A 20,676-nucleotide genomic window follows, 5' to 3' on the forward strand; every position below is an offset into this window, starting at 1 on the left:
GCCACGCCTGGGATGCGTGACCGATATGGCGTCCCCTAGGGGACTCGAACCCCTGTTACCGCCGTGAAAGGGCGGTGTCCTAGGCCACTAGACGAAGGGGACGAAACCTTCTACCGATTCCCCCCGAAGGCGAAACCGAAATTTGGTGGAGCTAGACGGGATCGAACCGTCGACCTCTTGCATGCCATGCAAGCGCTCTCCCAGCTGAGCTATAGCCCCGTCGGTCAGGACGGGGCGCATGTTAAGAGGCCCGGCCTCCCCTGTCAACACCAATAAGAAAAAAACCTGCTAGTAACAGACACTTAAGCCGGAAAATGGCTAGATCGCCCGCGACAGGGCGGCACGCTGGGCACGGGCCGCCAGCAGGTAGGTGAACTTGCCGTCGCTGGCGGAGAGCTTGCGCAGCACCTTCTTGTCCAGGGCACGATAGCCACCCATCTCCAGTGCCGTGCGCCCCGAGCTGCCGATCACCATGCCGGGATTGGCCACCATCAGCTTGGCGGCCTGCTCCACGGCCTTGGCGTAGCTCTTGCGATCGTCGAGGTCGTAGCCCTGCAGGGGCAGCAGCATGCGCAGCCACTCGGCCCAGTAGAACTCGAGGAATTCCGACGGCAGCACCCGGCCGTCCGGCGTACGCGGCTTGTCGTAGCCGATCTGGCGGGTGAAATACACCAGGGCGCGGTAGGGGTCGTCGGCCATGGCGGTGAGCCCCAGGCTTTCCGGGAGCTGTTCGGGCAGGATCGGGCGACCCTGGGGGTCCTTGAGCCAGGCCTTGCGTTCGTCGAGCAGGCGAATCCAGAACTCGGCCATGCTCGCAGCGCCACTGAAGTCGTCGGTGACCCTGACCCATACCGGGGTTTCCGGGCCCCCGCCGGGATGTTCCCAGAAGGCGGAAAAGGTGTGGTGGCCATCGGTGAGATAGAGCTGCCGTCCCGGCCCTATGACGACGGTCTTCATTTCGTCCAAACAGGTACCCGGCGGCCGCACGCCGAGGGCGTCACCGGCCGAGCGCAGGCTGGTGCTCGGCTGGAAGCCGCCACTCAGGTGCTGACCGTTGGCTTCGCAGTAGTCGTCGAACAGCTTGCGCCGGTCGCAGGCGTACTTGCCAAGCTTGTACAGCACCTGGTCGTGGCCGATCGCGGGCTGGGTGGGGCGCAGCTGACGCAGCTGGACCTGGAGCAGGCTTCCTGGCGGCACGGAGTCTCCCTATTTCAAGATGTCTTCCCAGGTCCGACAACGGTCATCCCGGGAAGACTCCTGCCGTCGATCAGACCTTGCGCAACACCACGCTGCCGATGGAATAGCCGGCGCCAAAGGAGCTGAGCACGCCCAGGCTGCCGCTGGCCAGATCCTCGTGGTGCAGGTGCATGGCGATGACCGAACCGGCCGAGCTGGTGTTGCCGTAGGTGTCGAGGATGACCGGCGCCTCGCCAGACTCGGGCTCGCGGCCCAGCAGGCGTTTGATGATGAGCTGGTTCATCGCCAGGTTGGCCTGGTGCAGCCAGAAGCGCGAGACCCGCTCGACGGGGATATCCAGTTCGGCGAGGTGACTGGCGATCAATTCGGCCACCAGCGGGCAGACCTCCTTGAACACCTTGCGCCCTTCCTGGACGAACAGCTTGTCCGGGTGGGTCATGCCCTCCTCCGCCGCGCGGTTGAGGAAGCCGAAGTTGTTGCGGATGTTGTTGGAGAACTGGGTGAACAGGCGGGTCCCGAGGATCTCGAAGCGGTGCGCCGAGGTCGCCTGGTCGGCGCGCTCCACCACCAGCGCGGTGGCCGCATCGCCAAAGATGAAATGGCTGTCGCGGTCGCGGAAGTTCAGGTGGCCGGTGCAGATCTCCGGATCTATCACCAGCACCGCCCGCGCCTGGCCCAGTTGCACGGCGTTGGCGGCGGTCTGCAGGCCGAAGGTCGCCGAGGAGCAGGCGACGTTCATGTCGAAGCCGTAGCCCTGGATTCCCAGCGCGGCCTGGACCTCGATGGCCACCGCCGGATAGGGGCGCTGCAGGTTGGAACAGGCGACGATGACGCCGTCGATGTCGGCAGCCGTCCGCCCGGCGCGTTCCAGCGCCTCGCGCGCCGCGGCGACGCCCATCTCGCAGAGGATCGAGGGCTCGTCGTTGGAGCGCTCGGGGATATGCGGCACCATGCGCGCCGGATCGAGGATGCCGGCCTTGTCGACCACATGGCGACTGCGGATGCCGGAGGCCTTCTCGATGAAGGCGGCACTGGATTCCGGCTGGGGCGCCAGGCTGCCCTGGGCGATGGCGTCGGCATGCTCGGCATTCCACTGGCCAGCCCACTGGTTGAAGGACGCAACCAGCTCGTCGTTGGAAATGCTTTCGGGCGGCGTATAGAGCCCACTACCGCTGATGACCGCGTGCTGCACGGCTATTCCTCTTGTTGTCGGGATGACGCCGTGCCAGTTTGCCGCAAATCCGGGGTGGACGCCCGTGCAATCTCAGCGCCGATTGGCGGCCTCGGCGGCGCGCAGGACGTCGCTGCCCACTTCGCTTTCATACCGCTTGATCAGGGGCGCCACCGCCGCGCGCCAGGCGTCGCGCTCGGCAGCCGTCGGCACCAGGATCCTGCTGGTGTTGGCCGCCGCCACCCGCTCGCGCGCCTTGGCATTGATGGCTTCGGCATCGCGATTCACCGACTGGGATACCTCTTCGAGGATGGCCTCCAGCTCGCTGCGGATCTCGAAGGGCAGCCCGTTCCAGAAGGTGGTGTTGGTGATGAGCATGTAGGTGAGGAAGCTGTGGTTGTCCTCGACGATATAGGGCTGCACGGTATTGATCTTCTGCCCCAGCAGATTCGACCAGGGATTCTCCGCGCCCTGGACCTTGCCGGTGCGCAGGGCGTCGTAGACTTGGGCGAATGGCAGCTTGACCGCCTGGGCGCCCAGTTGCTGGTAGTAGGCCGCCAGCACATCGGAGGACTCGACACGGAAGGTCAGGCCCTTGAGGTCGGCGGGGACGTGGACTTCCCGCGTGGCCGAAAGCTGCCGGCCACCGTTGTTCCAGTAGGCCAGCCCGGTGATGCCGTGGGGGACCAGGCTGCCCAGCAGTTCGCGGCTCTTGTCGCGGCGCTGGAAGCGCTTGACCGCCTCGATGTTGTCGAACAGAAAGGGCAGATCGTAGACCCTGAGCGGCTTGGCCAGGGCGTTGAGCTTGGAAACCGAGGGCGCCAGCAGCTGGACCCGATTGCTGCGCAGGGCCTCCAGTTCATCGGCATCGCCCACCAGGCTGGAGTTGGGATAGACCTCGATCCTGACCTTGCCGGCCAGCCGCTCCTGCACCAGCTTCTGCACCTGCAGGGCGCCGCGGCCCTTGGGCGTATCGTCCGTCACCACATGGGCGAACTTGATGACGATGGGGTCGGCCACGGCAAAGGGCATGGCCAGGGCAAAGAGTGAGCCGGCCAAGGTGGCGAAGAAGGTCTTGATCATGGGATTCCCTGCGTTGAACGATCCATCGGATCGCCCGTGCGACCCCGGTCGCGATGCGTGCGCGACGCAACTACCTTAGCAGTCGCGGCGGGAAAGGCTGGTCAACGGAGGAAAACAGCACGACGAGTGCGCAAGAAAGGCGGATCAGGGGTAGGGATGGCGCCGCCGAGACGGCGCCAAGAAACCATCAGGGCGAAATGGGATCGCTCGCGGGAAAGGTTTCCTCGACGGATTCGTCGAGCTGCTCCTCGCTCACCTCGTCTTCATCGTCGGCGACGGGCGGATCGTTGGGCTGCTGCTGGGCATGGACGGCGTTCATGGCAAGTCTCCGGACATGGAAGGGTCTACGGGGCTGAAAGCATCCAGCCCCGTAGCTTTAGTCATGACTATGCAGACGGACGTTCAGCTCGTCGACGATCGGCGCCCAGTCGGCGTCGCCCATGATCTCGTCCTTGAGAAACGCCTTCTGCGCCGGCGACCAGAAGTCGGCTTCGGATACCTTCACCGCGTCGGGCAGCGGAGAGTGGCTGGCGATGAAGTCGTCGATGGCGGCCGGATCGGAGTCCAGGCCCAGTTGCTCGAAGAGGGTCGTCAGATCGTGAACGGGAAGTTCCATGGGGGTCTCCAGGCGGTTATCGGTCGTTACGCTCAGGTATCTAGAAAGACGCCGGCCTTGAGGGGTTCCCCAGCCTTAATAAATCCTTCAGCGTCGCGCCTTAAGGTACGCCCACGTTCCGCCAACCAGGGCCTCTGCCATGTCGCTTCCCGTCTCCTCCATCCAATTCACCGCCGCACCGCGCCGCATTCTCGTTACCGGTGCCACCGGCTTTCTCGGCGGCGCCGTCACCCTGCGTCTGCTGGAGCTGGGCCATGTCGAAGGGCTGAGATTCCTGGTCCGTGCCGCCACCCCGGCGGAAGGCCTGGAGCGCCTGCTGCAGAATCTGCGCGTCCATGACATCGACGAGCGCCTGGCCGCCCTGCTCAAGCCGGAACAGATCCTCTGTGGCGACCTGCTCGACACCCACTGGATCGAAGCCGCCAAGCCGCTGCTGCAGACGCTGGACGAGGTCATCAACTGTGCGGCGGTGGCCTCCTTCTCGCGCAATCCGAAGATCTGGCCGGTCAACGTCGAGGGCACCTTCGCCCTGGCCGAGGCGTGCGCCCAGTCGCGGCGCCTGAAGCGCTTCCTGCACGTCAGCACCGCCATGGCCTGCGGTCCGCAGCGCCAGTCGCCGGTCGCCGAGACCTGGGATTTTCCCGAACCGGACCAGCAGCTGGTGGACTACACCGCCTCCAAGGCCGCCATCGAGCTCAAGCTGCGCAACGAGTTGCCGCTGCTGCCCCTGGTGGTGGCGCGCCCCTCGATCGTGGTGGGCCACCGTCGTTCGGGCTGCAAGGCGTCAGGCAGCATCTTCTGGGTGTTCCGCATGGGCTTCGCCCTGGAACGCTTCACCTGCGGCCTCGATGAACAGATCGATGTCATTCCGGTGGACTACTGCGCCGAAGCCCTGGTGGAACTGGCGCTCAAGCCCAAGCTGAACTACAGCCTGTACCACATCTCCGCGGGCAATGCCGGCGCCTGCACCTTCGGCGAGATCGACGAGGCCTATGCCGGTGCCATGGGCGACGCCCCGGTCGGCGAGCGCTATCGCCAGGTGGACAGCGCCGACCTCAAGGAACTGGCCGCCGACTTCAACGAACGCATCGGCCCGGCCAATCCGCGCCTGGTGCTGCGGGCGCTCAAGCTGTACGGCGGATTCGCCGATCTGAACTACCTGTTCGACAACCAGCGTCTGCTCGACGAAGGCATCGCCGCCCCGCCGCGCTTCACCGACTACCTGGATGTCTGCGTGCATTCCTCGCGGGACATCAGCATCCCGGCGCAGATGCAGTGGGATTTCAAATAGGGTGCATGCCCGGTGCCGGCGACCGCCGGACACCGGGCCCGGCTCAGACGACATCCTTCTCCGGCGAATTCAGCCGCGAATCCCGCACGATGTCGCTGACCGAGGCATAACCCCCGCGGGCATCGCGCAGCATGGTGCGCAGGTTGCCCTCGATGGTGTTGCAGATGGTGCCCATGGTGATCTGGTGCCGACTGCGCTGGAAGGGATTCTGCAGGTCGGTACCGACCTTTTCCATGGCCAGGAAGATGAAGCCCACCACCGTGGAGGCCAGCGGTGTGTACCACTGCAGGCTCTCCACCAGGCCGATGGGCATGAGCACGCAGAACAGGAAGATGAACAGCCGCGGGAAGTTGACGTAGGGATAGGGCAAGGGCGTGTTGGCGATGCGCTCCATGCCACCCTGCCAGTTGGACATGTCGACGAAGGTGGCTTCCAGGCGCTCCAGGCGGATGCTGTCCAGGCGACCGGCGCGGTATTCCAGGGCGATCAGGCTGGAGGAGCCACTGAGGATGGCGTTGGCGAAGTTGTTGGTCTCCTTGCGCATCGCCCACTCTTCCTTGCCCAGGTAGGTACGGACCTCCTTGGGCAGGGGATCGCCACTGAGCTGGCAGGCCAGGCAGCGGACATAGGCGAGATGGCGCTCGATGAGTACCGTCTTGATGGCATTGAAATGCTCGTCGCCGTCATCGATGAGCGTCAGCGCCTGGCGGGCGAAGCTGCGCGAGCTGTTGACCATGCCACCCCACAGGGTGCGCGCTTCCCACCAGCGCTGATAGGCACTGGTGTTGCGGAAGCTGGTCAGCACGATCAGCGCCGAGCCGATCAGGGTCAGCGGAATGTTGGGCAACTGCGCCCGTTGCTCGACCAGCAGCATGTAGTCGGCGGTGACGGCGATATCCCACAGCAACAGCCAGAAGACCGACCAGCCGACGTAGGTAAAGGTTTGCCGAAGGAATGTCAGGATGCGGTGGAAATAGCCCACGGTGATAGCCCTTAGCGCGTGAAAGAAGGGGTGCTGCCATAGGAACCTGGGGTCGGAAACAGGTTCAAGGCAAGCGTCTGGAGCGCGGATCGCCGCCCAATTCACGTAATTGACCAGTCGCAATTCCGTTTCCGGATATGAAGAAGCATCCGGCCGCAGGACCTGACCGGAGGCCCGATTGCCCAGGGATATCGGCAGCTCTACCGAACATCCGCGCCCGGGTGCGGTCCGACGGACACCATGCCCTTCCGGAGCACTGCCATGACCGCCACCCCGCGCGTTCGTCTGGATGTCTGGAGCGATTACGTCTGCCCCTTCTGCTACCTCGAGCTGCCCCAGCTGGCGCGTCTGCAGGAGGAATTCGGCGACCAGCTGGCCATCGAGTGGCATGCCTTCGAGTTGCGTCCCGAACCCACGCCCACCCTCGATCCCGCCGGCGACTACCTGCGCCGGACCTGGGATCGCGCCGTCTATCCCATGGCGGCGGAATACGGCATGGTGCTGCGCCTACCGCCCGTGCAACCGCGCAGTCGCCTGGCGCTCGAGGCGGCGGAATTCGCCCGCGAGCACGATCGCTTCGATGCCTTCCACCTGGCGGTCTTCCAGGCCTTCTTCGAAGAGGGTCGCGATATCGGTGAACTGGACGTACTGCTCGAACTGGCGCGGCGCACGGGTCTGGACAGCGAGGCCCTGAGGGCCAGCCTCGCCCGAGGCGATCACACCGATGTGGTGCTGCATGCCGAGGATCGCGCCGAAGCCCTAGCTATCACCGCCGTGCCGACGCTGCTGCTGCGCTCCGCCGGGGCGCCCGTCGAGGAGGCTCGGGCGCTGGACGGTGCGGTGCCCTTCGCCCAGTTGGCGGCGGCCGTCAGGGCCCAGCTGGAGACTGCCGGCGCCTAGCGCTGCGCGTCCGGCGCCAGCTCGGGGAACAGCACCTCGGTAAAGCCGAAACGGTCGAAGTCCTGGATCCGCGAGGGATAGAGGCGCCCGATCAGATGATCGTATTCGTGCAGCACCACCCGTGCATGAAAGCCCTCGGCCTCCTGGTCGACGACGCGGCCGTCGCCATCCACGCCGCGATAGCGGATCCGCCGTGGCCGCGGTACCTCGCCACGCAGTCCGGGGATCGACAGGCAACCTTCCCAGCCCAGTTCCTCGCGGGCGTCCAGCACCTCGATCCGCGGATTGATCAGCACCTGCAGTGGCACCGGCGCCGCCTCGGGATAGCGGGCATTGCGCTCGAAGCCAAAGACCATCAGCTGCAGATCCTCGCCGATCTGCGGCGCCGCGAGGCCCACGCCACCGGCGGCGGCCATGGTGTCGAACATGTCCTGGATCAGGTCGTGCAGCTCGGCCGAGCCGAAGCGCTCAGCCGCCACCGGCGGTGCCACCCGCAACAGACGCGGATCGCCCATCTTCAAAATGTCGCGAATCATGCGAGGATTCCTCCCTTTGGCCGGTCCAGCCGCCGGCGTTTCACCAGGAGCTTAAACCAGATGTCTTCCCTACTGCTCGCCAGCGCACTCGGCCTCGGCCTGAGTACCCCCCTCGCCCAGGCTGAGGACGCCGCCCTCGCCGCCCGCCTGGATCCGATCCTGGAACGCGCCATCGCCCAGCAGCGGATCGTCGGGACCGTGGTCATGGTCGCCCGTCAGGGCCGGGTGGTGTACCAGCGCGCGGCCGGTTTCGCCGATCGCGAAGCGCAACGGCCGATGCGCGAAGACCAGCTGTTTCGCTTCGCCTCCCTGACCAAGCCGCTGGTGGCCGTGACGGCCTTGCGCCTGGCGGACCAGGGGCGCCTGGATCTGCAGGCCCCGGTCAGTCGCTACCTGCCCTACTTCACCCCGCAGCTGGCCGACGGCACCCCGGCCGTACCCACCCTGGCGCAGCTCCTCAGTCATACCGCCGGCCTGCATTACGGCTTCGGCGAAGACGCCAACGGTCCCTATCATCGCGCCGGGGTATCCGACGGCCTGGATGGCGCGCCCCTGACCCTCGAAGAGAATCTGCGGCGCCTGGCGGGTGTGCCGCTGGACTTCAAACCGGGCACCCAGTGGCGCTACTCCCTCGGGCTGGACGTGATGGGCGGCGTGCTGGCGGCCGCCACCGGGCAGCCCCTGCCCGAGGTCGTCCGGCAGGAGGTGGCCGCACCACTGGGCCTGCACGATCTGAGCTTCCACGTCAGCGACGCCGAGCGCCTGGCCACCGCCTATCGCGACGGCTATCCGCGCCCCGAACCCATGAGCGAGCCGTATCTGCTGCCCATGCCCAAGGGCGGCATTCTCTATTCGCCGGCGCGCGCCCTTTCGGCGCAGGCCTTTGCCTCGGGCGGCGGTGGCATGCAGGGCAGCGCGGGCGACTATCTCGCCTTTCTGGAAGCGCTCCGCCAGGGCAGGCTGCTCAAGCCGGCCAGCCAGCGCCTGATCATGGAAGACCAGATCCCGGGGCTGCAACGCGACGATGCGCCGGGCTGGGGCTTCAGCCTGGGCGCGGCGGTACTGCGCGATGCACGGGTGGCCAGGACCCCTCAGACGCCGGGCACCCTGCAGTGGGGCGGCGTCTACGGCAACGCCTGGTTCATCGATCCGGCGCGGGAGCTGAGCGTGGTGATCCTGACCAACACCGCGATCGCCGGCATGAGCGGGCCCTTCCCCGAGGCCATCCTCGCCGCCCTCTACCGCGACTGAGCGGCCTCCAGGCGCGCCTGGAGCGCCTGCAACTGCTCCTGCAGCGCGGCATGCTCGTGCTGCAGGGCCTGGTAGCTGTCGGTAACGGCATCGGTATCGATGAACACCTGCTCGATGAATTCCTTTTCCACCAGGGTCCGCGACAGCTTCGCCCGTTCTTCTTCGAGGCTCTCGCGCAGGGTCTCCAGCTCCTCCTGCAGTTGCCCATCCACCTCGGACGAGGCCGCGGCGGCCGGGGCAGTGGGCTGCTGTCGCAAACGCAGCAGGTCTTCGCCGAGTCGCTGTACCGTCGCCTTGAGCTGATCGCGCTCGCGACGCATTTCCAGCAGGGTGCCCTGGACCCGGTCATGCTCGAGACTCAGTCGCTGCAGCTTCGCCTCGGCGCCGCGCATCTCGCGATTCTGCACGTGCAGATTGGTGACCAGCTTGTGCGCCCGGTCCAGCTTGGACTTGAGATCGTCCAGCTTGAATTCGAGATTCTCGCGGTGGGCCAGCAGATCGTCGATATAGGGCTGGTTGGTCTTCTTCCAGTCCGGATAGTCGTCTCCCTCGACCCCGTCGAGGCGGCCCACCAGATCCAGGCTGTCGCTCATGGCCTGGCCCAGGGGCTCGACATCCGCCTGCCGCGCCGCGTCGATCAGATTGGCCGCGGTCTCGGCCTGACTGGTGAGTGGCAGCGGCTCACCGGGCTCGGGAGCCTCGCGCTCCTCGACAAGCGCTTCAGGACGCGGAAAGAGCCGTTGCCAGAGCAGCGTCAGGACCAGGGCGATGAGCAGCACGTTGGACAGGGTGACCAGCAGGAAACCCCATTCGACGAAGCGCGCGTCGTTCATTCCCTAGCTCAACAGGAAGGCGATGAAGCCGTCGCCGAGTCCGGGAAAGGACAGGCTGAAATCGGCGCGTCCATTGTTCTGCCGCCAGAGACTGTAGAGCTTCTCGAAGGGCTTCTGCACCAGGTGACTGGTGCTCAGCACCAGCGGCGCCCCGCCCTTGCCGGCGGAGATCATGCCGCTGAGATCGGCAAGGAAGGCGGTGGCGTTCTCGTAGATCTCGCGGCTCAGGGTCGCGCTGGCGATGGCCGCATGGATGGCCACGGGCGAGAGCCCGGCCAGAGAGCCACCGAGGATGCAGGCCGCATTGAGGTCCAGCAGGCAGACGGCTTCCAGCGCCTTGCTCTGCGGATGGCCATAGATGCCGATCACATAGGGCAAGGCCAGCCGATCGACCGGGATCGGCGCCATGGGCTCGATCTGGCAGACGATGGAGGACAGACCGAGCAACTGGCGAATACGCTGTGGATCGGGACTGAAGCGGGTCGGGATCGGCAGGCTCTCGCGACCGGAGGATTCGATGGCCTGTTCGGCACTGGCGCCGTCCTGCAGCACGGTGAGCACCGCCTGCTGCAGGGTTTCCTGGGCGAAGGGCTTGGTCACGACAAAGGCCGCGCCGTTGCGGTAGGCCGCCTCGATGTTGCGCGCCGAGGACTCGGTGGTGACAAAGCCCACATGGATATCGGCGCCCACCCGCTGGCGGATCGCCTGGAGCAATTCCAGACCGGTCATCCCGGGCATGTGCCAGTCGGTGAGCACCAGGTTGGGGGTCCAGCTCTCCAGCAGCGCCACGGCTTCCTCGCCGGTGGACGCCACGCGCAATTCGATATCCCTGTAGCCGGTGTTCGCCAGAATCCGCTTGATGATGGTCTGGACCGCTCGACTGTCGTCTACCACGAGGAACTTCATGTTCCATCCCTGAATTATGAACGCCGCGTTATCCCTTGGGTGATTGCTCACCTCGGGCGCCAGTATGGATCACACCTCAGATATCACATGGCCAGTATCAGCCGAACGGCGACCTTTTTGCGACAGCTTGTCATCGGCAACTGAAAGGTATTCGTCCAGCGCAGGATACGGCAATTCGAGGACCGTACAATATAACCTTAACAGCTCTAGCTCAGCGGTTTGGACCCGCTCGTCCGCCTTGATCAGGCACAGCAGGCCCTCCAACACCAGGGTGCGCGCCGCGACGCTGAGCAGCCCAAGTCGCGCCAGGGCGTAATCCAGCGCCGGACGCCAGGGACGCGGGGGCTCGTAGGCACAATGCAGGCCGGGAAAGGTGTTGGCGACGGCCAGCAGAAAGGCTCGCCGAGCGGCCTGGACGTCCCTGTGGTTCTGTTCGGCGGCCACCGCATAGAGGGTAAGCACTGCGGTCCGGGCCTGGGCAAGCGTTCCCCGACCCGACAGTCGCTGACGCCCCGGCGCCAGGCTGCCGATCAGCTGCCGCTGGATAATGCACGCCAGGCAGTAGCGCGAGAGATCCAGTTCAGGCGCAGCGGCGAAGCCTGTCTTGAGGTCGACGAGCAACTGGCGCAGGGCCAGCCGCGGCAGTTGGCGGATGGCCGGAAAGGTCAGCTGCGCCACCGGCAGCCGCAGAGAGGAATGCAGACTGTTCACCCAGCGTGCCCCTTCCCCGCCGCCCGCCCCTGGCGGCTGGCCGGCCAGCGCCAGCAACAGCTCCGCTGCCTGCAGCGGCTGGCGCAGCAGCTCATGCAGGGCCGGCGGAAGGGTCCGCAGGGGCGCATCGGCCAGTGCCGGTGCCACGGGAAGCGCTTCGGCGGCCAGTGGCGCCGAGATGGGCGACGTACCCCCCGCCACATAGGCAACGCCCATGGGCAGCAAGGCCTCGGCCCGGAGGCGCTCCAGCTGCCACTCGTCGAAATCCGGTTCCAGCTGCTGGATGCGCTCCAGCACCGGGGGATGGGTGGCGAACCAGGAGGCGCCCGAATCGCCCAGCACCATGTGGGCGACACTGCGCGCCCGGCGGTGATAGAGCCGCCCCTGCAGCGGATGGGCCGCGATCTTCTTCAGGGCATTGGCCAGTCCCTGGGGCTGGCGGGTGAACTGCACGGCGGAGGCATCCGCCAGGCGCTCGCGCGAGCGCGCCGCGGCGGCCTGGATCAGATTGGCAAAGAACAGACCGCAGCCGCCGATGATCAGCAGCATGGTGCCCAGCAACCGGCCCAGCAGGTGGTTGCCATGGACCTGGCCGGTGGTCGAGGTACGATCGGAGAACAGCTCCTGCCCGAGGTCGGCGATCAGGCTGATGCCGTGCAGCCAGCCCAGCAGACGTAGATTCAGGCGCATGTCGCCATTGAGCAGATGACTGAATTCATGGGCGACCACCCCCTGCAATTCGTCGCGGGTCAGCTGGAGAAGGGCGCCGTGGGTCAGGCACAGGCTGGCATCGGCCGGTCCGTAGCCACTGATGAAGGCATTGATGGCCGGTTCGTCCGGCAGCAGGTAGAGGCGTGGCACCGGGATGCCGGCGGCGAGGGCCATCTCCGCCACCACGTTGTGCAGCTGGCGCGTCCTGGGGTCGGCCTGGTCGTCCAGCGGCAGCGCGCCCAGCCGCCTGACCACTGCCTCTCCGCCCAGCCGGGCGAGTTGCCGGACCTTCCAGCAGGAGGCCGCGGCGATGATGCCGGTGAACACCAGTCCGGTCTTGACCAGCGTCGCCTCGCGCCCGCCCAGATAGTCGATCACCTCCCGCGGCAGGAACACCAGGGCTAGGCCGGCGCTGGCCAGTGCCATGAGCAGCACCACCAGGGCCAGCAAGGCGAGACAGAGCCGGGTGCGCCGGCGCGCCGCGGCCTGGTCCTCGAGAAAACGCACGCGCTCAGCTCAGGCTGATCCGTGGTGCCTGGCGGGCGCCTCCATCCGGCAGGGCCAAAGGTTGCGCCAGGCGGAAGCCGAAGCGAGTGGCGACCAGCGAGCCGGGAAAGGTCTCGCAGCGATTGTTGTAGTCCATCACCGCATCGTTATGGGCCTGGCGCGCATAGGCCAGGCGATTTTCCGTGGAGCTCAGCTCCTCCATCAGTTGCATGACGGTCTCGTTGGCCTTGAGCTCCGGATAGGCTTCGCTGACGGCGAACAACCGCCCGAGGGCGATGCCGAGGCTCTGCTCGCCCTGCTCCAGCGCGGCCAGCGCGCCGGGATCTTCCGGTCGGGTCTTGGCCTGGTGCAGACCAGATTGCGCCTGCTGCCGCGCCGCCATCACCGCCTGCAACGTCTCGCGCTCGTGCTGCAGATAGCCCTTAACCGCCTCGACCAGATTGGGGATGAGGTCGTGCCGGCGGGTGAGCTGGACATCGATCTGGGCGAAGGCGTTGCGGTAGGCGTTACGCGCCGTGACCAGGGCGTTGTAGAGGCTGATCGCGAACAGGCCGAGGGCGATCAGGGCAGCCAGCAGAAGCAGCAGTTTCATCGAATCGTCCTTGAAGATGCTGAGAATCCCCAGTCTAGGGGCAAGCCACGCCGAGGGTTGCACAGCGCGACGGATGTGACGGTTGAGGGGATGGCTGGTGGATCAGGAGCTCTACACCACCGCTCAGGAAGAAGAAGGCGCGCCCGGGTCGGTCGGATGGCGTGGCGCCGAGTCCGCCTTGCGGCCGGGTTGTAGCTCCACCAGCAGGGCGTCACGCTCCTGGCGCATCTGGGCCAGACTGGTCTGGGTCCGGGTCAGCTCTTCCTGCAGGCGCTGGGCATGGGCCTCCGAGGCGCGCAGCTCGCGATTCTGCGCGCGCAGGCCGGTCACCACCTTGTGCGCCCGGGTCAGCCGCATGACCATGTTGTCCACCTTGAGCTCCAGGGCTTCGCGGTGCGACAGCAATTCCTCGACATAGGGGTCGTCGCTCTTCTTCCACTCCGGATAGTTGGCGTCGTACACCTCCTCCGGACCCTCGTCGAAGAGATCGACGTTACGGTTCACCACCGGGCCGCCGCTGGCGGGGAGCGCGGGTGGCTGGGTATCAGCAGGCAGGCTGTCGACCGCTTCGGGAGCAGGCGGTACCTGCTCCTCGCTGGCGCCCTCGGCCTTGGATGCCGCGTCGCTGGCGACATAGCGCTGCCAAAGAAGAAACACCACCAGGGCGATCAGCAGGATGTTGCACAGGGTTATCAGGACGAATCCCCAATCCATCAGCTGTGCATGACTCATCTGCCGCTCCGCGCTCTTCCGGTGATTTGGGCCTGGGTGTCGTTCGAAACACCCTGCCAGCCTGTCGGCGGCGGCGCCTCGTTCTGCAGCCGATTTGAATACAGCTGGCAGCCGAAAGCATTTCTATCAGCCAAGCGGCGCCAGAGCGGAGACGAGTTGCCTGGCACGGGGCATACGCGCGGTTTTTCCAGCAGGCAGCAGAGGCACTACAGGCTAGGGCCGCGCGGGAAAATCCGGGCGAAAAAAAGCCCGACGCTGGGCGTCAGGCTTGGCGGCGGGCGATGTTGGGCTTCGCTGCGCTCAACCCAACCTACGGGACGAGGTAGGTTGGGTTGAGAAGGCTCTATTGTCGAAGCCCGACAAGCAGCCCAGTCGGATCTCCTACGCCAGGCTCTTGCTCACCACCTCGTAGACATCGCTGGACAGCTCGCCGCTGGCCAGGATGCGCTCCAGCTCGGCGCGCATCAGTGCCTGGCGCGCGGGACCGTACTTCTTCCAGCGGGTCAGGGGCGTCAGCAGGCGCGAGGCGATCTGCGGATTGAGGCGATTGAGGGTGATGATCTGGTCGGCCAGGAAGCGATAGCCGCTGCCGTCCTCGGCGTGGAAATTGACCAGGTTGGCGTTGGCGAAGGCACCGATCAGCGCCCGCACCTTGTTGGGGTTCTTCAGGGTGAAGACCGGGTTTTCCATCAGCGCCTGGACGCGCGCCAGGCCGCCCGGCAAGGGGCTGGAGGCCTGGACGCTGAGCCAGGTGTCCATCACCAGCGGATCGGCCTTGAACTCCTCGAAGAAGTGCGCCAGCACCTCGGCCTTTTCCCGCTCGAAACCGGAGTTGACCAGGGCGCTCAGTGCGGCGAGGCGCTCGGTCATGTTGTCGGCGTGCTCGAACTGCTCCAGGGCGGCGTCCCGCGCCTCCGGCTCTTCCAACAGCATCAGGTAGCCGAGCGCGGCATTCTGCAGGCTGCGGCGGGCGATATGGTCGGCGCTGGCCTGGTAGGGCGTGGCGCGCGATACCTCGCGGGCGCTGCGGTAGCGTTGCCAGAGCACGTCGCGTAGGGACTCGGCGATGGCCCGGCGCGCCTGGCGACGAGCACCATGGATGGCACCCGGATCGGCCTGCTCGGACAGTTCCACCAGATAGGCCTCGGACGGCAGCGACAGCATCTCGGCGACCATGGCCGGATCGAGGGACTCGTCCGCGGCCACGGTGCGCAGCGCCTCCACCAGCCGGGTGTCCAGCGGCTCGCCAGCGATCATGCCCTGCAGCACCTGCACGGCCAGCTGCTGGCCGGCGTCCCAGCGATTGAAGCCGTCGCTGTCGTGCTGCATGAGGAAGGTCAGCTGCTCGCGACTGTAGGGGAAGCTGAGCTTGACCGGGGCGGAGAAGCCCCGCAGCAGCGAGGGCAGCGGTTGCTCGGGCACGTCGACGAAGGTGAAGGTCTGCTCGGCCTGGGTGACCGACAGCACCCGGTCGCTGCCCTGGGCCGCGCTCTCGCCTTCCAGGCGCAGCGGCAGGTCGCGGCCCTGGCCGTCCAGCAGACCGAGCTGGACCGGGATGACGAAGGGCTCCTTGGTTGGCTGACCCGGGGTGGGCGGGCAACTCTGGCGGAAGGTCAGGCGATAGGTCCCGGCTGCCGCATCGTACTGCTCGCTGACCGCCAGGCGTGGCGTGCCGGACTGGCTGTACCAGCGCTTGAACTGGCTGAAGTCGGCGCCGTTGGCGTCTTCCAGGGCCTTGATGAAGTCGTCGCAGGTCACCGCCTGACCGTCATGGCGCTCGAAGTAGAGATCGGTGCCCTTGCGGAAGCCCTCCGGCCCCAGCAGGGTATGCAGCATCCGCACCACCTCGGCGCCCTTCTCGTACACCGTCAGGGTGTAGAAGTTGGAGATCTCGATGAAGTGATCCGGGCGCACCGGGTGAGCCATGGGGCCGGCGTCCTCGGCGAACTGGTTGGTGCGCAGGAAGGCCACGTCCTCGATGCGCTTGACCGTGGGCGAATTCATGTCGGAGCTGAAGCCGGCGTCGCGGAACACGGTGAAGCCTTCCTTGAGCGACAGCTGGAACCAGTCGCGGCAGGTCACGCGGTTGCCCGACCAGTTGTGGAAGTACTCGTGGGCGACGATGGCCTCGACGCGCTGGTGGGCGGCGTCGGTGGCGGTGCGCGGGCTGGCCAGCACGGCGCTGGAGTTGAAGATGTTGAGGCCCTTGTTTTCCATGGCGCCCATGTTGAAGTCGTTCACCGCGACGATCATGAAGATGTCCAGATCGTATTCGCGGCCGTAGACCTCCTCGTCCCAGCGCATGGACTTCTTCAGGCTGTCCATGGCGTGCTGCAGCTTGCCGATGTTTTCCGGCTCGACGTAGATGCGCAGGGCCACGTCGCGACCGCTACCCGTGCGATAGCTGTCTTCCACGGACCAGAGGTCACCGGCCACCAGGGCGAACAGATAGGCCGGCTTGGGGAAGGGATCTTCCCAGGTCGCCCAGTGACGGCCGCCCTCGGCGTCGCCGCTGGCCACGGGATTGCCGTTGGAGAGCAGGATCGGGTACCTGGCCTTGTCGGCCTCCACCGTGGTGGTGAAGACGCTCATCACGTCCGGCCGGTCCAGGTAGTAGGTGATCTTGCGGAAGCCCTCGGCCTCGCACTGGGTGCAGAACATGGTGCCGGAGACGTACAGCCCTTCCAGGGCGGTATTGCTTTCCGGATGGATGCGCACCGAGGTCTTGAGCACGAAGGCCTCGCCCTGCGGCTGCAGGGTCAGGCTGCCCGCCTCGACCTGGTAGTCGCCCGCCGCCAGGGTCTGGTCGTCCAGCGCCACCGCCAGCAGTTCCAGCTCCTCGCCATGCAGCACCAGCGGCGGCAGGCCCGCGCCACGCGTCGGGTTGCGCTGCAGTCGCAGCTCGGCATGCACCAGGGTCTGGTCGTCATGCAGCTCGAAGCGGAGGCGGGTTTCCTCGATGAGGTACTCGGGCGCCTGGTAGTCCTTCAGGTAGATGGTCTGGGGCTGGTCGGTGCGCATGGCTTACGTCCTTACATCTCTGCTGCGGAGGCGGACACGGCCAGCTGATAGGCCGTGTACTTGCGAATGTTGATCACGCCGGTGTCGAACATCAGGTATTGACCCTTGATGCCCAGCAGCGTGCCTTCCACCACGGGGGTCTTTTCCAGGTCGTGGCTGACCACCTTGGTGGGATAGACCGTCACCGGATAATGGATCTCGATCGGCGCCATGTCGACCACCGGCTGGATCGCCTGCAGGCCGAAGCGACCCTGGAGATCGTCCAGGCCCTGAGCGCAGGCATCGAAGATCCGCTCGCGCACCGCCACCAGGTCTTCCGGCGCGGCGACGCCCTTGAGCATGGCCCGCCAGTTGGTGCGATCGCCCACCTGGCTGCGCAGCACGTCTTCCACCAGGCCGGATTGCTGGCGGGTGGCGACCCTCAGGATCGGCAGCGCCTGGTAGGCGCCCTGGTCGATCCAGCGGGTGGGCAGCTGGGTAGCGCGGGTGATGCCCACCTTGAGGCCCGAGGAATTGGCCAGGTAGACGATGTGGGGCACCATGCAATGGGCCTCGCCCCACTCCGGCTGGCGGCAGGTGCCGTGCTCGTAGTGGCACCTCTCGGGACTGACGATGCAGCTGTCGCACTGGGCCAGGGCGGTGAAGCAGGGATAGCAGTAGCCCTGGCTGAAGCTCTTGCGGGTCTTGCGTCCGCAATGGGTGCAATGGATGGCGCCCAGGTATTCGAGCCGCACGCGGCGGCCGATCAGCGGATTGACCGGCACCTCGCGCTCATCGAGGCGAAAGGCATAGTTGACGGGGTCGGCCAGGGTCACGGCCATCTTGCGCAGGGCGCCACGGCCCAGTTCGGTCATCACGGTGGTGTTTCTCGGTTTCTAAGAGCCCGCTCAACGTCTCGCGAGCTAGCGACAAACAAGGCGAAAAGGCCTGAGGAAGCGGAGTTTACGAATGGTAAATGAGCATTCCGAAGGCCTTTTCAACGCCGTTTGGCCGACGCGCAGCAGACGTTGGGCAGGCTCTGATAAAGACGCGAGGTGCCTCTTCTCGCGAAGGGCACCTCGTCGGGTAATGCGCGGACTGTCAGTGAATGGCGTCGGACTTGAACAGGATGTTCTCGATGGGTACCGACTTGGAGGCGCACTCCTGGGGACCCATGTAGCCGGTCCGCTGGTCCTCGGGCAGGTGCTTGGCCTCGTAGGCGATCACTGCCTGCAGACAGAGCTCGACCTGGTCGCGACTGAGTTTGCGGCCGTCCGGCCACTTGCCGATCTCCACGGCCAGTTTCAGGCCCTCGTAGATATCGGGGGTGATGTTTTCCAGCATCTGGGCGAAGGATGTCGACATGGGTCGCTCCGGACTCTAGTGAACTGCCAGTTTACCGGGCTGCCGGCGCCGGTGCACCTGGCCTGGCTCAATGGTGGTCATAGGTTGTGTTTGGCTCGAAGCCCAGAGTTGGCGATGCCGGATTGGGCTGTTGGGCTTCGCTGCCCTCAACCCAACCTACGCGGGTGCGTATCCCGTAGCGTGGAAAACGGCCTGGCCTTTTCCACTGAAGCATTCGGATCAGGGTCGCCCTCACCCGAGCCTTCTCACCCAGGGAGCGGGCGCTAGCCAAGCAGGCCCACCCTGCAACAGGGCTGAACCCTGGCACCTGGCCGCCATCAGAGCAGGAAGCGCTTTCTGGAGACCCCATGCCTGCCTATCACTCCCTCATGCTCGCCGGTGTCGAACTCTGGCTGCTCGCGGAAAAGGCCATCTACTGGCCGGCACGCCGGGCGTTGCTGGTGGCGGACATCCATTTCGGCAAGGCGGCGGCCTTCCGGGCCCTGGGCCAACCGGTGCCCCATGGCACCACCGCGGGCAACATCGCCCGGCTGGACAGCCTGCTGGCTCGTTACGACTGCCAGGAGATCATCTTTCTCGGTGACTTCCTGCACGCCCCGGAATCCCGCGCGCCCCTGACCCTGGACACCCTGGAGCGCTGGCGGGAACACCAGGCCCATCTGCGGCTGCTGTTGATCCGCGGCAATCACGACCGCCGTGCGGGAGATCCGCCCGCCGCCCTGGGCATCGACGTGGTGGGCGAACCGCTGGAACTGGATGGCCTGTCGCTGCAGCACGAACCCGATCCGCACCCGCGTCTGCCGGTGCTAGCGGGTCATATCCATCCGGCCTTTCGCCTGCAGGGACGCGGGCGTCAGGCGCTGCGCCTGCCCTGCTTCTGCCTGGAAAACGACGAGGTGCTGATCCTGCCGGCCTTCGGTGATTTCACCGGTGGGCACCTGCTGGCACCCGATCCGGCGCGGCGGATCTTCGTGGTGGGGGATGGCGGTATCTGGCCCCTGCGCTAGGGCCAGATACCGAGGAGATCAGCCTTCTTCGGTGATCCCGGTGATGGTGATGCCGTGGCGCTCCAGCAAGGCTACCGTGGGTTCGTCGTAATCCCGTGGCACTTCACTGTCGTCGTACTCTTCCAGGGCATCGTCACGGACGATTTGGGCGACCCGCTCCATGTCCGGCTTCTGGTCGGCGTCGGTGGTGACCACCGAGGTATTGCCATCAACGTTGCTGTAAGCAATTTTCCACTTCGACATCTCAGGACTCCTCACTCGGAAACAAGGCTATCGAGAGATTAGAGGGCCGGATGCCCAGTAATTCGCCCTAACGCGGACGAAAGACAATATCCAGCAGGCCGGCCAGGGCGCCCTCGGCGCAATCGGCCTGGGCCAGAGCCTCGCGGGCCTGCCTGAGGTGACTTTGCAACTGGCGTTGAGCGTGGTCACGGCCGAGCAGGCTGACCAGCGTGGACTTGTCGCCATCCTTGCCCGCGTCCTTGCCCAGCCCCTTGCCGTCGTCGAGATCGTCGAGCAGCTGGAAGGCCAGGCCGAGCTGGCAGGCGAAGACCTGGAAGGCCTCGCGCTGCTCCGCGGTGGTGACCAGGGTGGCACCGGCCATGCCCATCGCCGCGGAAAACAGCGCCCCGGTCTTGAGCTGGTTGGTCAGGGCGATGGCATCGGCCGGACGCGTCTGGCGACCGCCATGCAGGTCATGGTACTGGCCGCAGACCAGCCCGGCGGTGCCGACCGCGTCGGCCAGCTGGCAGACCATCTGGGTACGGATTTCCGCCGGGACCCCGGCCAGGCCCGCGACCAGGCGCAGGGCATGACTGAGCAGGGCCACCGCGGCCAGCATGGCGACGTCTTCGCCGAACTCGACGTGCAGGGTCGGCCGACCGCGACGCAGACGGGCATCGTCCATGCAGGGCATGTCATCGAGGAACAGCGACGCGGCGTGCACCATTTCCACGGCACAGCCCAGATCGAGGACGGCTTCGTCGGACTGACCCAGGTCCTCGGCGGCCAGCACCATCAGCAACGGACGCAACCGCTTGCCCGGGGCCATGACCCCACTGCGAATCGCTTCGGCAACCGGATCGCCACCGGCCGGTAACAGTACTGCCAGACGCTCGTCGATACGGGTACGCTGCCACTGCAGCGCAGCGGCAAAATTGTCTGTCGCGTTCGGCACTAATACGGTCGCCATGAGTCGAGATACTCCATATGTGGAACCGACGAACGGTCGCACCTCGGTGGATTAGGTCTTCGCAAAGCGAACCCGTCGTCCCCTACCAGACCA

At 66.0% G+C, this 20,676-nt stretch carries 21 protein-coding genes and 2 tRNA genes; 4 read left to right on the forward strand and 19 right to left on the reverse strand.

Translation table 11 applies throughout. The annotated features are described in order from the left end of the window. Positions 1-26: 26 nt before the first annotated feature. The 7 genes from FHR73_RS08595 to FHR73_RS08620 all read right to left on the reverse strand — a co-directional run bounded on the left by FHR73_RS08595 (position 27) and on the right by FHR73_RS08620 (position 4,067). A tRNA-Glu gene (locus tag FHR73_RS08595) sits at positions 27-102 on the reverse strand. Positions 103-143: 41 nt separating this feature from the next. Next, a tRNA-Ala gene (locus tag FHR73_RS08600) sits at positions 144-219 on the reverse strand. A gap of 99 nt (positions 220-318) precedes the next feature. After that, positions 319-1,197: a ParB/Srx family N-terminal domain-containing protein gene (locus FHR73_RS08605; RefSeq protein WP_183630487.1), complete on the reverse strand. Its 879-nt coding sequence runs from the start codon at positions 1,195-1,197 to the stop codon at positions 319-321. Positions 1,198-1,267: 70 nt separating this feature from the next. Next, complete coding sequence (locus FHR73_RS08610) at positions 1,268-2,389, reverse strand: beta-ketoacyl-ACP synthase III (protein WP_183630488.1); 1,122 nt, start codon at positions 2,387-2,389, stop codon at positions 1,268-1,270. A 72-nt stretch (positions 2,390-2,461) separates the two neighbouring features. Next, entirely contained in the window at positions 2,462-3,451 is a 990-nt protein-coding gene (locus FHR73_RS08615) for a DctP family TRAP transporter solute-binding subunit (protein WP_183630489.1), read from the reverse strand. A gap of 187 nt (positions 3,452-3,638) precedes the next feature. Then, positions 3,639-3,770: a hypothetical protein gene (locus tag FHR73_RS22535; RefSeq protein WP_007162893.1), complete on the reverse strand. Its 132-nt coding sequence runs from the start codon at positions 3,768-3,770 to the stop codon at positions 3,639-3,641. 57 nt (positions 3,771-3,827) lie between these two features. Further along, positions 3,828-4,067 carry a DUF2789 domain-containing protein gene (locus tag FHR73_RS08620; RefSeq protein ID WP_133859439.1) on the reverse strand — a complete coding sequence of 80 codons (240 nt, stop codon included), beginning with the start codon at positions 4,065-4,067 and terminating at the stop codon, positions 3,828-3,830. 139 nt (positions 4,068-4,206) lie between these two features. Here FHR73_RS08620 and cprA point away from each other — a divergent pair, with 139 nt between their 5' ends. Further along, a complete protein-coding gene (gene cprA, locus FHR73_RS08625; protein ID WP_183630490.1) occupies positions 4,207-5,358 on the forward strand; it encodes a cationic peptide resistance protein CprA in 1,152 nt (383 codons plus the stop codon). Positions 5,359-5,401: 43 nt separating this feature from the next. On the opposite strand, the gene FHR73_RS08630 is transcribed toward cprA, so the two are convergent. Then, positions 5,402-6,340 (reverse strand): bestrophin family ion channel, encoded by a 939-nt coding sequence (locus FHR73_RS08630; RefSeq protein WP_183630491.1) that lies wholly within the window; start codon positions 6,338-6,340, stop codon positions 5,402-5,404. Positions 6,341-6,601: 261 nt separating this feature from the next. On the opposite strand from FHR73_RS08630, the gene FHR73_RS08635 reads away from it, so the two are divergent. Further along, complete coding sequence (locus tag FHR73_RS08635; protein WP_183630492.1) at positions 6,602-7,240, forward strand: DsbA family protein; 639 nt, start codon at positions 6,602-6,604, stop codon at positions 7,238-7,240. On the opposite strand, the gene def is transcribed toward FHR73_RS08635, so the two are convergent. Beyond that, positions 7,237-7,776: a peptide deformylase gene (gene def / locus FHR73_RS08640; protein WP_183630493.1), complete on the reverse strand. Its 540-nt coding sequence runs from the start codon at positions 7,774-7,776 to the stop codon at positions 7,237-7,239. The genes FHR73_RS08635 and def overlap by 4 nt on opposite strands. A 60-nt stretch (positions 7,777-7,836) precedes the next feature. Between def and FHR73_RS08645 the strand changes: the two genes are divergently transcribed. Continuing rightward, positions 7,837-9,027 (forward strand): serine hydrolase, encoded by a 1,191-nt coding sequence (locus tag FHR73_RS08645; RefSeq protein WP_183630494.1) that lies wholly within the window; start codon positions 7,837-7,839, stop codon positions 9,025-9,027. Here the strand turns inward: FHR73_RS08645 and FHR73_RS08650 are convergent. From FHR73_RS08650 to FHR73_RS08685, 8 genes are all read right to left on the reverse strand, one after another. Continuing rightward, positions 9,015-9,860 carry a hypothetical protein gene (locus tag FHR73_RS08650; protein ID WP_183630495.1) on the reverse strand — a complete coding sequence of 282 codons (846 nt, stop codon included), beginning with the start codon at positions 9,858-9,860 and terminating at the stop codon, positions 9,015-9,017. The two genes, FHR73_RS08645 and FHR73_RS08650, sit on opposite strands and share 13 nt — an antisense overlap. Positions 9,861-9,863: 3 nt before the next feature. After that, on the reverse strand, positions 9,864-10,766 hold the full coding sequence (locus tag FHR73_RS08655; RefSeq protein WP_183630496.1) for a response regulator: 903 nt from the start codon (positions 10,764-10,766) through the stop codon (positions 9,864-9,866). Between the two features lie 69 nt (positions 10,767-10,835). After that, on the reverse strand, positions 10,836-12,695 hold the full coding sequence (locus FHR73_RS08660) for a M48 family metalloprotease (RefSeq protein ID WP_183630497.1): 1,860 nt from the start codon (positions 12,693-12,695) through the stop codon (positions 10,836-10,838). Positions 12,696-12,699: 4 nt separating this feature from the next. Continuing rightward, positions 12,700-13,287: a LemA family protein gene (locus FHR73_RS08665; RefSeq protein ID WP_183630498.1), complete on the reverse strand. Its 588-nt coding sequence runs from the start codon at positions 13,285-13,287 to the stop codon at positions 12,700-12,702. 123 nt (positions 13,288-13,410) lie between these two features. Continuing rightward, a complete protein-coding gene (locus FHR73_RS08670; protein WP_183630499.1) occupies positions 13,411-14,019 on the reverse strand; it encodes a hypothetical protein in 609 nt (202 codons plus the stop codon). Positions 14,020-14,400: 381 nt separating this feature from the next. After that, on the reverse strand, positions 14,401-17,040 hold the full coding sequence (pepN, locus tag FHR73_RS08675) for an aminopeptidase N (RefSeq protein WP_183630500.1): 2,640 nt from the start codon (positions 17,038-17,040) through the stop codon (positions 14,401-14,403). 11 nt (positions 17,041-17,051) lie between these two features. After that, a complete protein-coding gene (locus FHR73_RS08680; RefSeq protein ID WP_183631530.1) occupies positions 17,052-17,894 on the reverse strand; it encodes a DUF2797 domain-containing protein in 843 nt (280 codons plus the stop codon). A 226-nt stretch (positions 17,895-18,120) separates the two neighbouring features. Beyond that, positions 18,121-18,384, reverse strand: coding sequence for a YeaC family protein (locus FHR73_RS08685; RefSeq protein ID WP_007162881.1), 264 nt, complete (start codon positions 18,382-18,384; stop codon positions 18,121-18,123). A 347-nt stretch (positions 18,385-18,731) separates the two neighbouring features. On the opposite strand from FHR73_RS08685, the gene pdeM reads away from it, so the two are divergent. Next, positions 18,732-19,391 carry a ligase-associated DNA damage response endonuclease PdeM gene (gene pdeM / locus FHR73_RS08690; RefSeq protein WP_183630501.1) on the forward strand — a complete coding sequence of 220 codons (660 nt, stop codon included), beginning with the start codon at positions 18,732-18,734 and terminating at the stop codon, positions 19,389-19,391. A gap of 18 nt (positions 19,392-19,409) precedes the next feature. Here pdeM and FHR73_RS08695 read toward each other — a convergent pair whose 3' ends face one another. Next, entirely contained in the window at positions 19,410-19,634 is a 225-nt protein-coding gene (locus tag FHR73_RS08695; protein WP_027602825.1) for a hypothetical protein, read from the reverse strand. A 67-nt stretch (positions 19,635-19,701) separates the two neighbouring features. Continuing rightward, positions 19,702-20,583 (reverse strand): polyprenyl synthetase family protein, encoded by an 882-nt coding sequence (locus FHR73_RS08700; protein WP_183630502.1) that lies wholly within the window; start codon positions 20,581-20,583, stop codon positions 19,702-19,704. Positions 20,584-20,676 lie beyond the last annotated feature (93 nt).

The organism is Pseudomonas sp. AS2.8, from assembly GCF_014190935.1.
Taxonomy (GTDB): Bacteria; Pseudomonadota; Gammaproteobacteria; order Pseudomonadales; family Pseudomonadaceae; genus Chryseomonas.

What these genes read in the sequence shown, in the direction of transcription:
- cprA (WP_183630490.1), top strand. Translation starts at nt 4,207, where the DNA reads ATGTCGCTTCCCGTCTCCTCCATCCAATTCACCGCCGCACCGCGCCGC.
- FHR73_RS08680 (WP_183631530.1), bottom strand. Translation starts at nt 17,894, where the DNA reads ATGACCGAACTGGGCCGTGGCGCCCTGCGCAAGATGGCCGTGACCCTG.
- pepN (WP_183630500.1), bottom strand. Translation starts at nt 17,040, where the DNA reads ATGCGCACCGACCAGCCCCAGACCATCTACCTGAAGGACTACCAGGCG.
- FHR73_RS08700 (WP_183630502.1), bottom strand. Translation starts at nt 20,583, where the DNA reads ATGGCGACCGTATTAGTGCCGAACGCGACAGACAATTTTGCCGCTGCG.
- FHR73_RS08655 (WP_183630496.1), bottom strand. Translation starts at nt 10,766, where the DNA reads ATGAAGTTCCTCGTGGTAGACGACAGTCGAGCGGTCCAGACCATCATC.
- FHR73_RS08685 (WP_007162881.1), bottom strand. Translation starts at nt 18,384, where the DNA reads ATGTCGACATCCTTCGCCCAGATGCTGGAAAACATCACCCCCGATATC.
- FHR73_RS08665 (WP_183630498.1), bottom strand. Translation starts at nt 13,287, where the DNA reads ATGAAACTGCTGCTTCTGCTGGCTGCCCTGATCGCCCTCGGCCTGTTC.
- FHR73_RS08645 (WP_183630494.1), top strand. Translation starts at nt 7,837, where the DNA reads ATGTCTTCCCTACTGCTCGCCAGCGCACTCGGCCTCGGCCTGAGTACC.
- FHR73_RS08620 (WP_133859439.1), bottom strand. Translation starts at nt 4,067, where the DNA reads ATGGAACTTCCCGTTCACGATCTGACGACCCTCTTCGAGCAACTGGGC.
- pdeM (WP_183630501.1), top strand. Translation starts at nt 18,732, where the DNA reads ATGCCTGCCTATCACTCCCTCATGCTCGCCGGTGTCGAACTCTGGCTG.
- def (WP_183630493.1), bottom strand. Translation starts at nt 7,776, where the DNA reads ATGATTCGCGACATTTTGAAGATGGGCGATCCGCGTCTGTTGCGGGTG.
- FHR73_RS08615 (WP_183630489.1), bottom strand. Translation starts at nt 3,451, where the DNA reads ATGATCAAGACCTTCTTCGCCACCTTGGCCGGCTCACTCTTTGCCCTG.
- FHR73_RS08635 (WP_183630492.1), top strand. Translation starts at nt 6,602, where the DNA reads ATGACCGCCACCCCGCGCGTTCGTCTGGATGTCTGGAGCGATTACGTC.
- FHR73_RS08695 (WP_027602825.1), bottom strand. Translation starts at nt 19,634, where the DNA reads ATGTCGAAGTGGAAAATTGCTTACAGCAACGTTGATGGCAATACCTCG.
- FHR73_RS22535 (WP_007162893.1), bottom strand. Translation starts at nt 3,770, where the DNA reads ATGAACGCCGTCCATGCCCAGCAGCAGCCCAACGATCCGCCCGTCGCC.
- FHR73_RS08670 (WP_183630499.1), bottom strand. Translation starts at nt 14,019, where the DNA reads ATGAGTCATGCACAGCTGATGGATTGGGGATTCGTCCTGATAACCCTG.
- FHR73_RS08650 (WP_183630495.1), bottom strand. Translation starts at nt 9,860, where the DNA reads ATGAACGACGCGCGCTTCGTCGAATGGGGTTTCCTGCTGGTCACCCTG.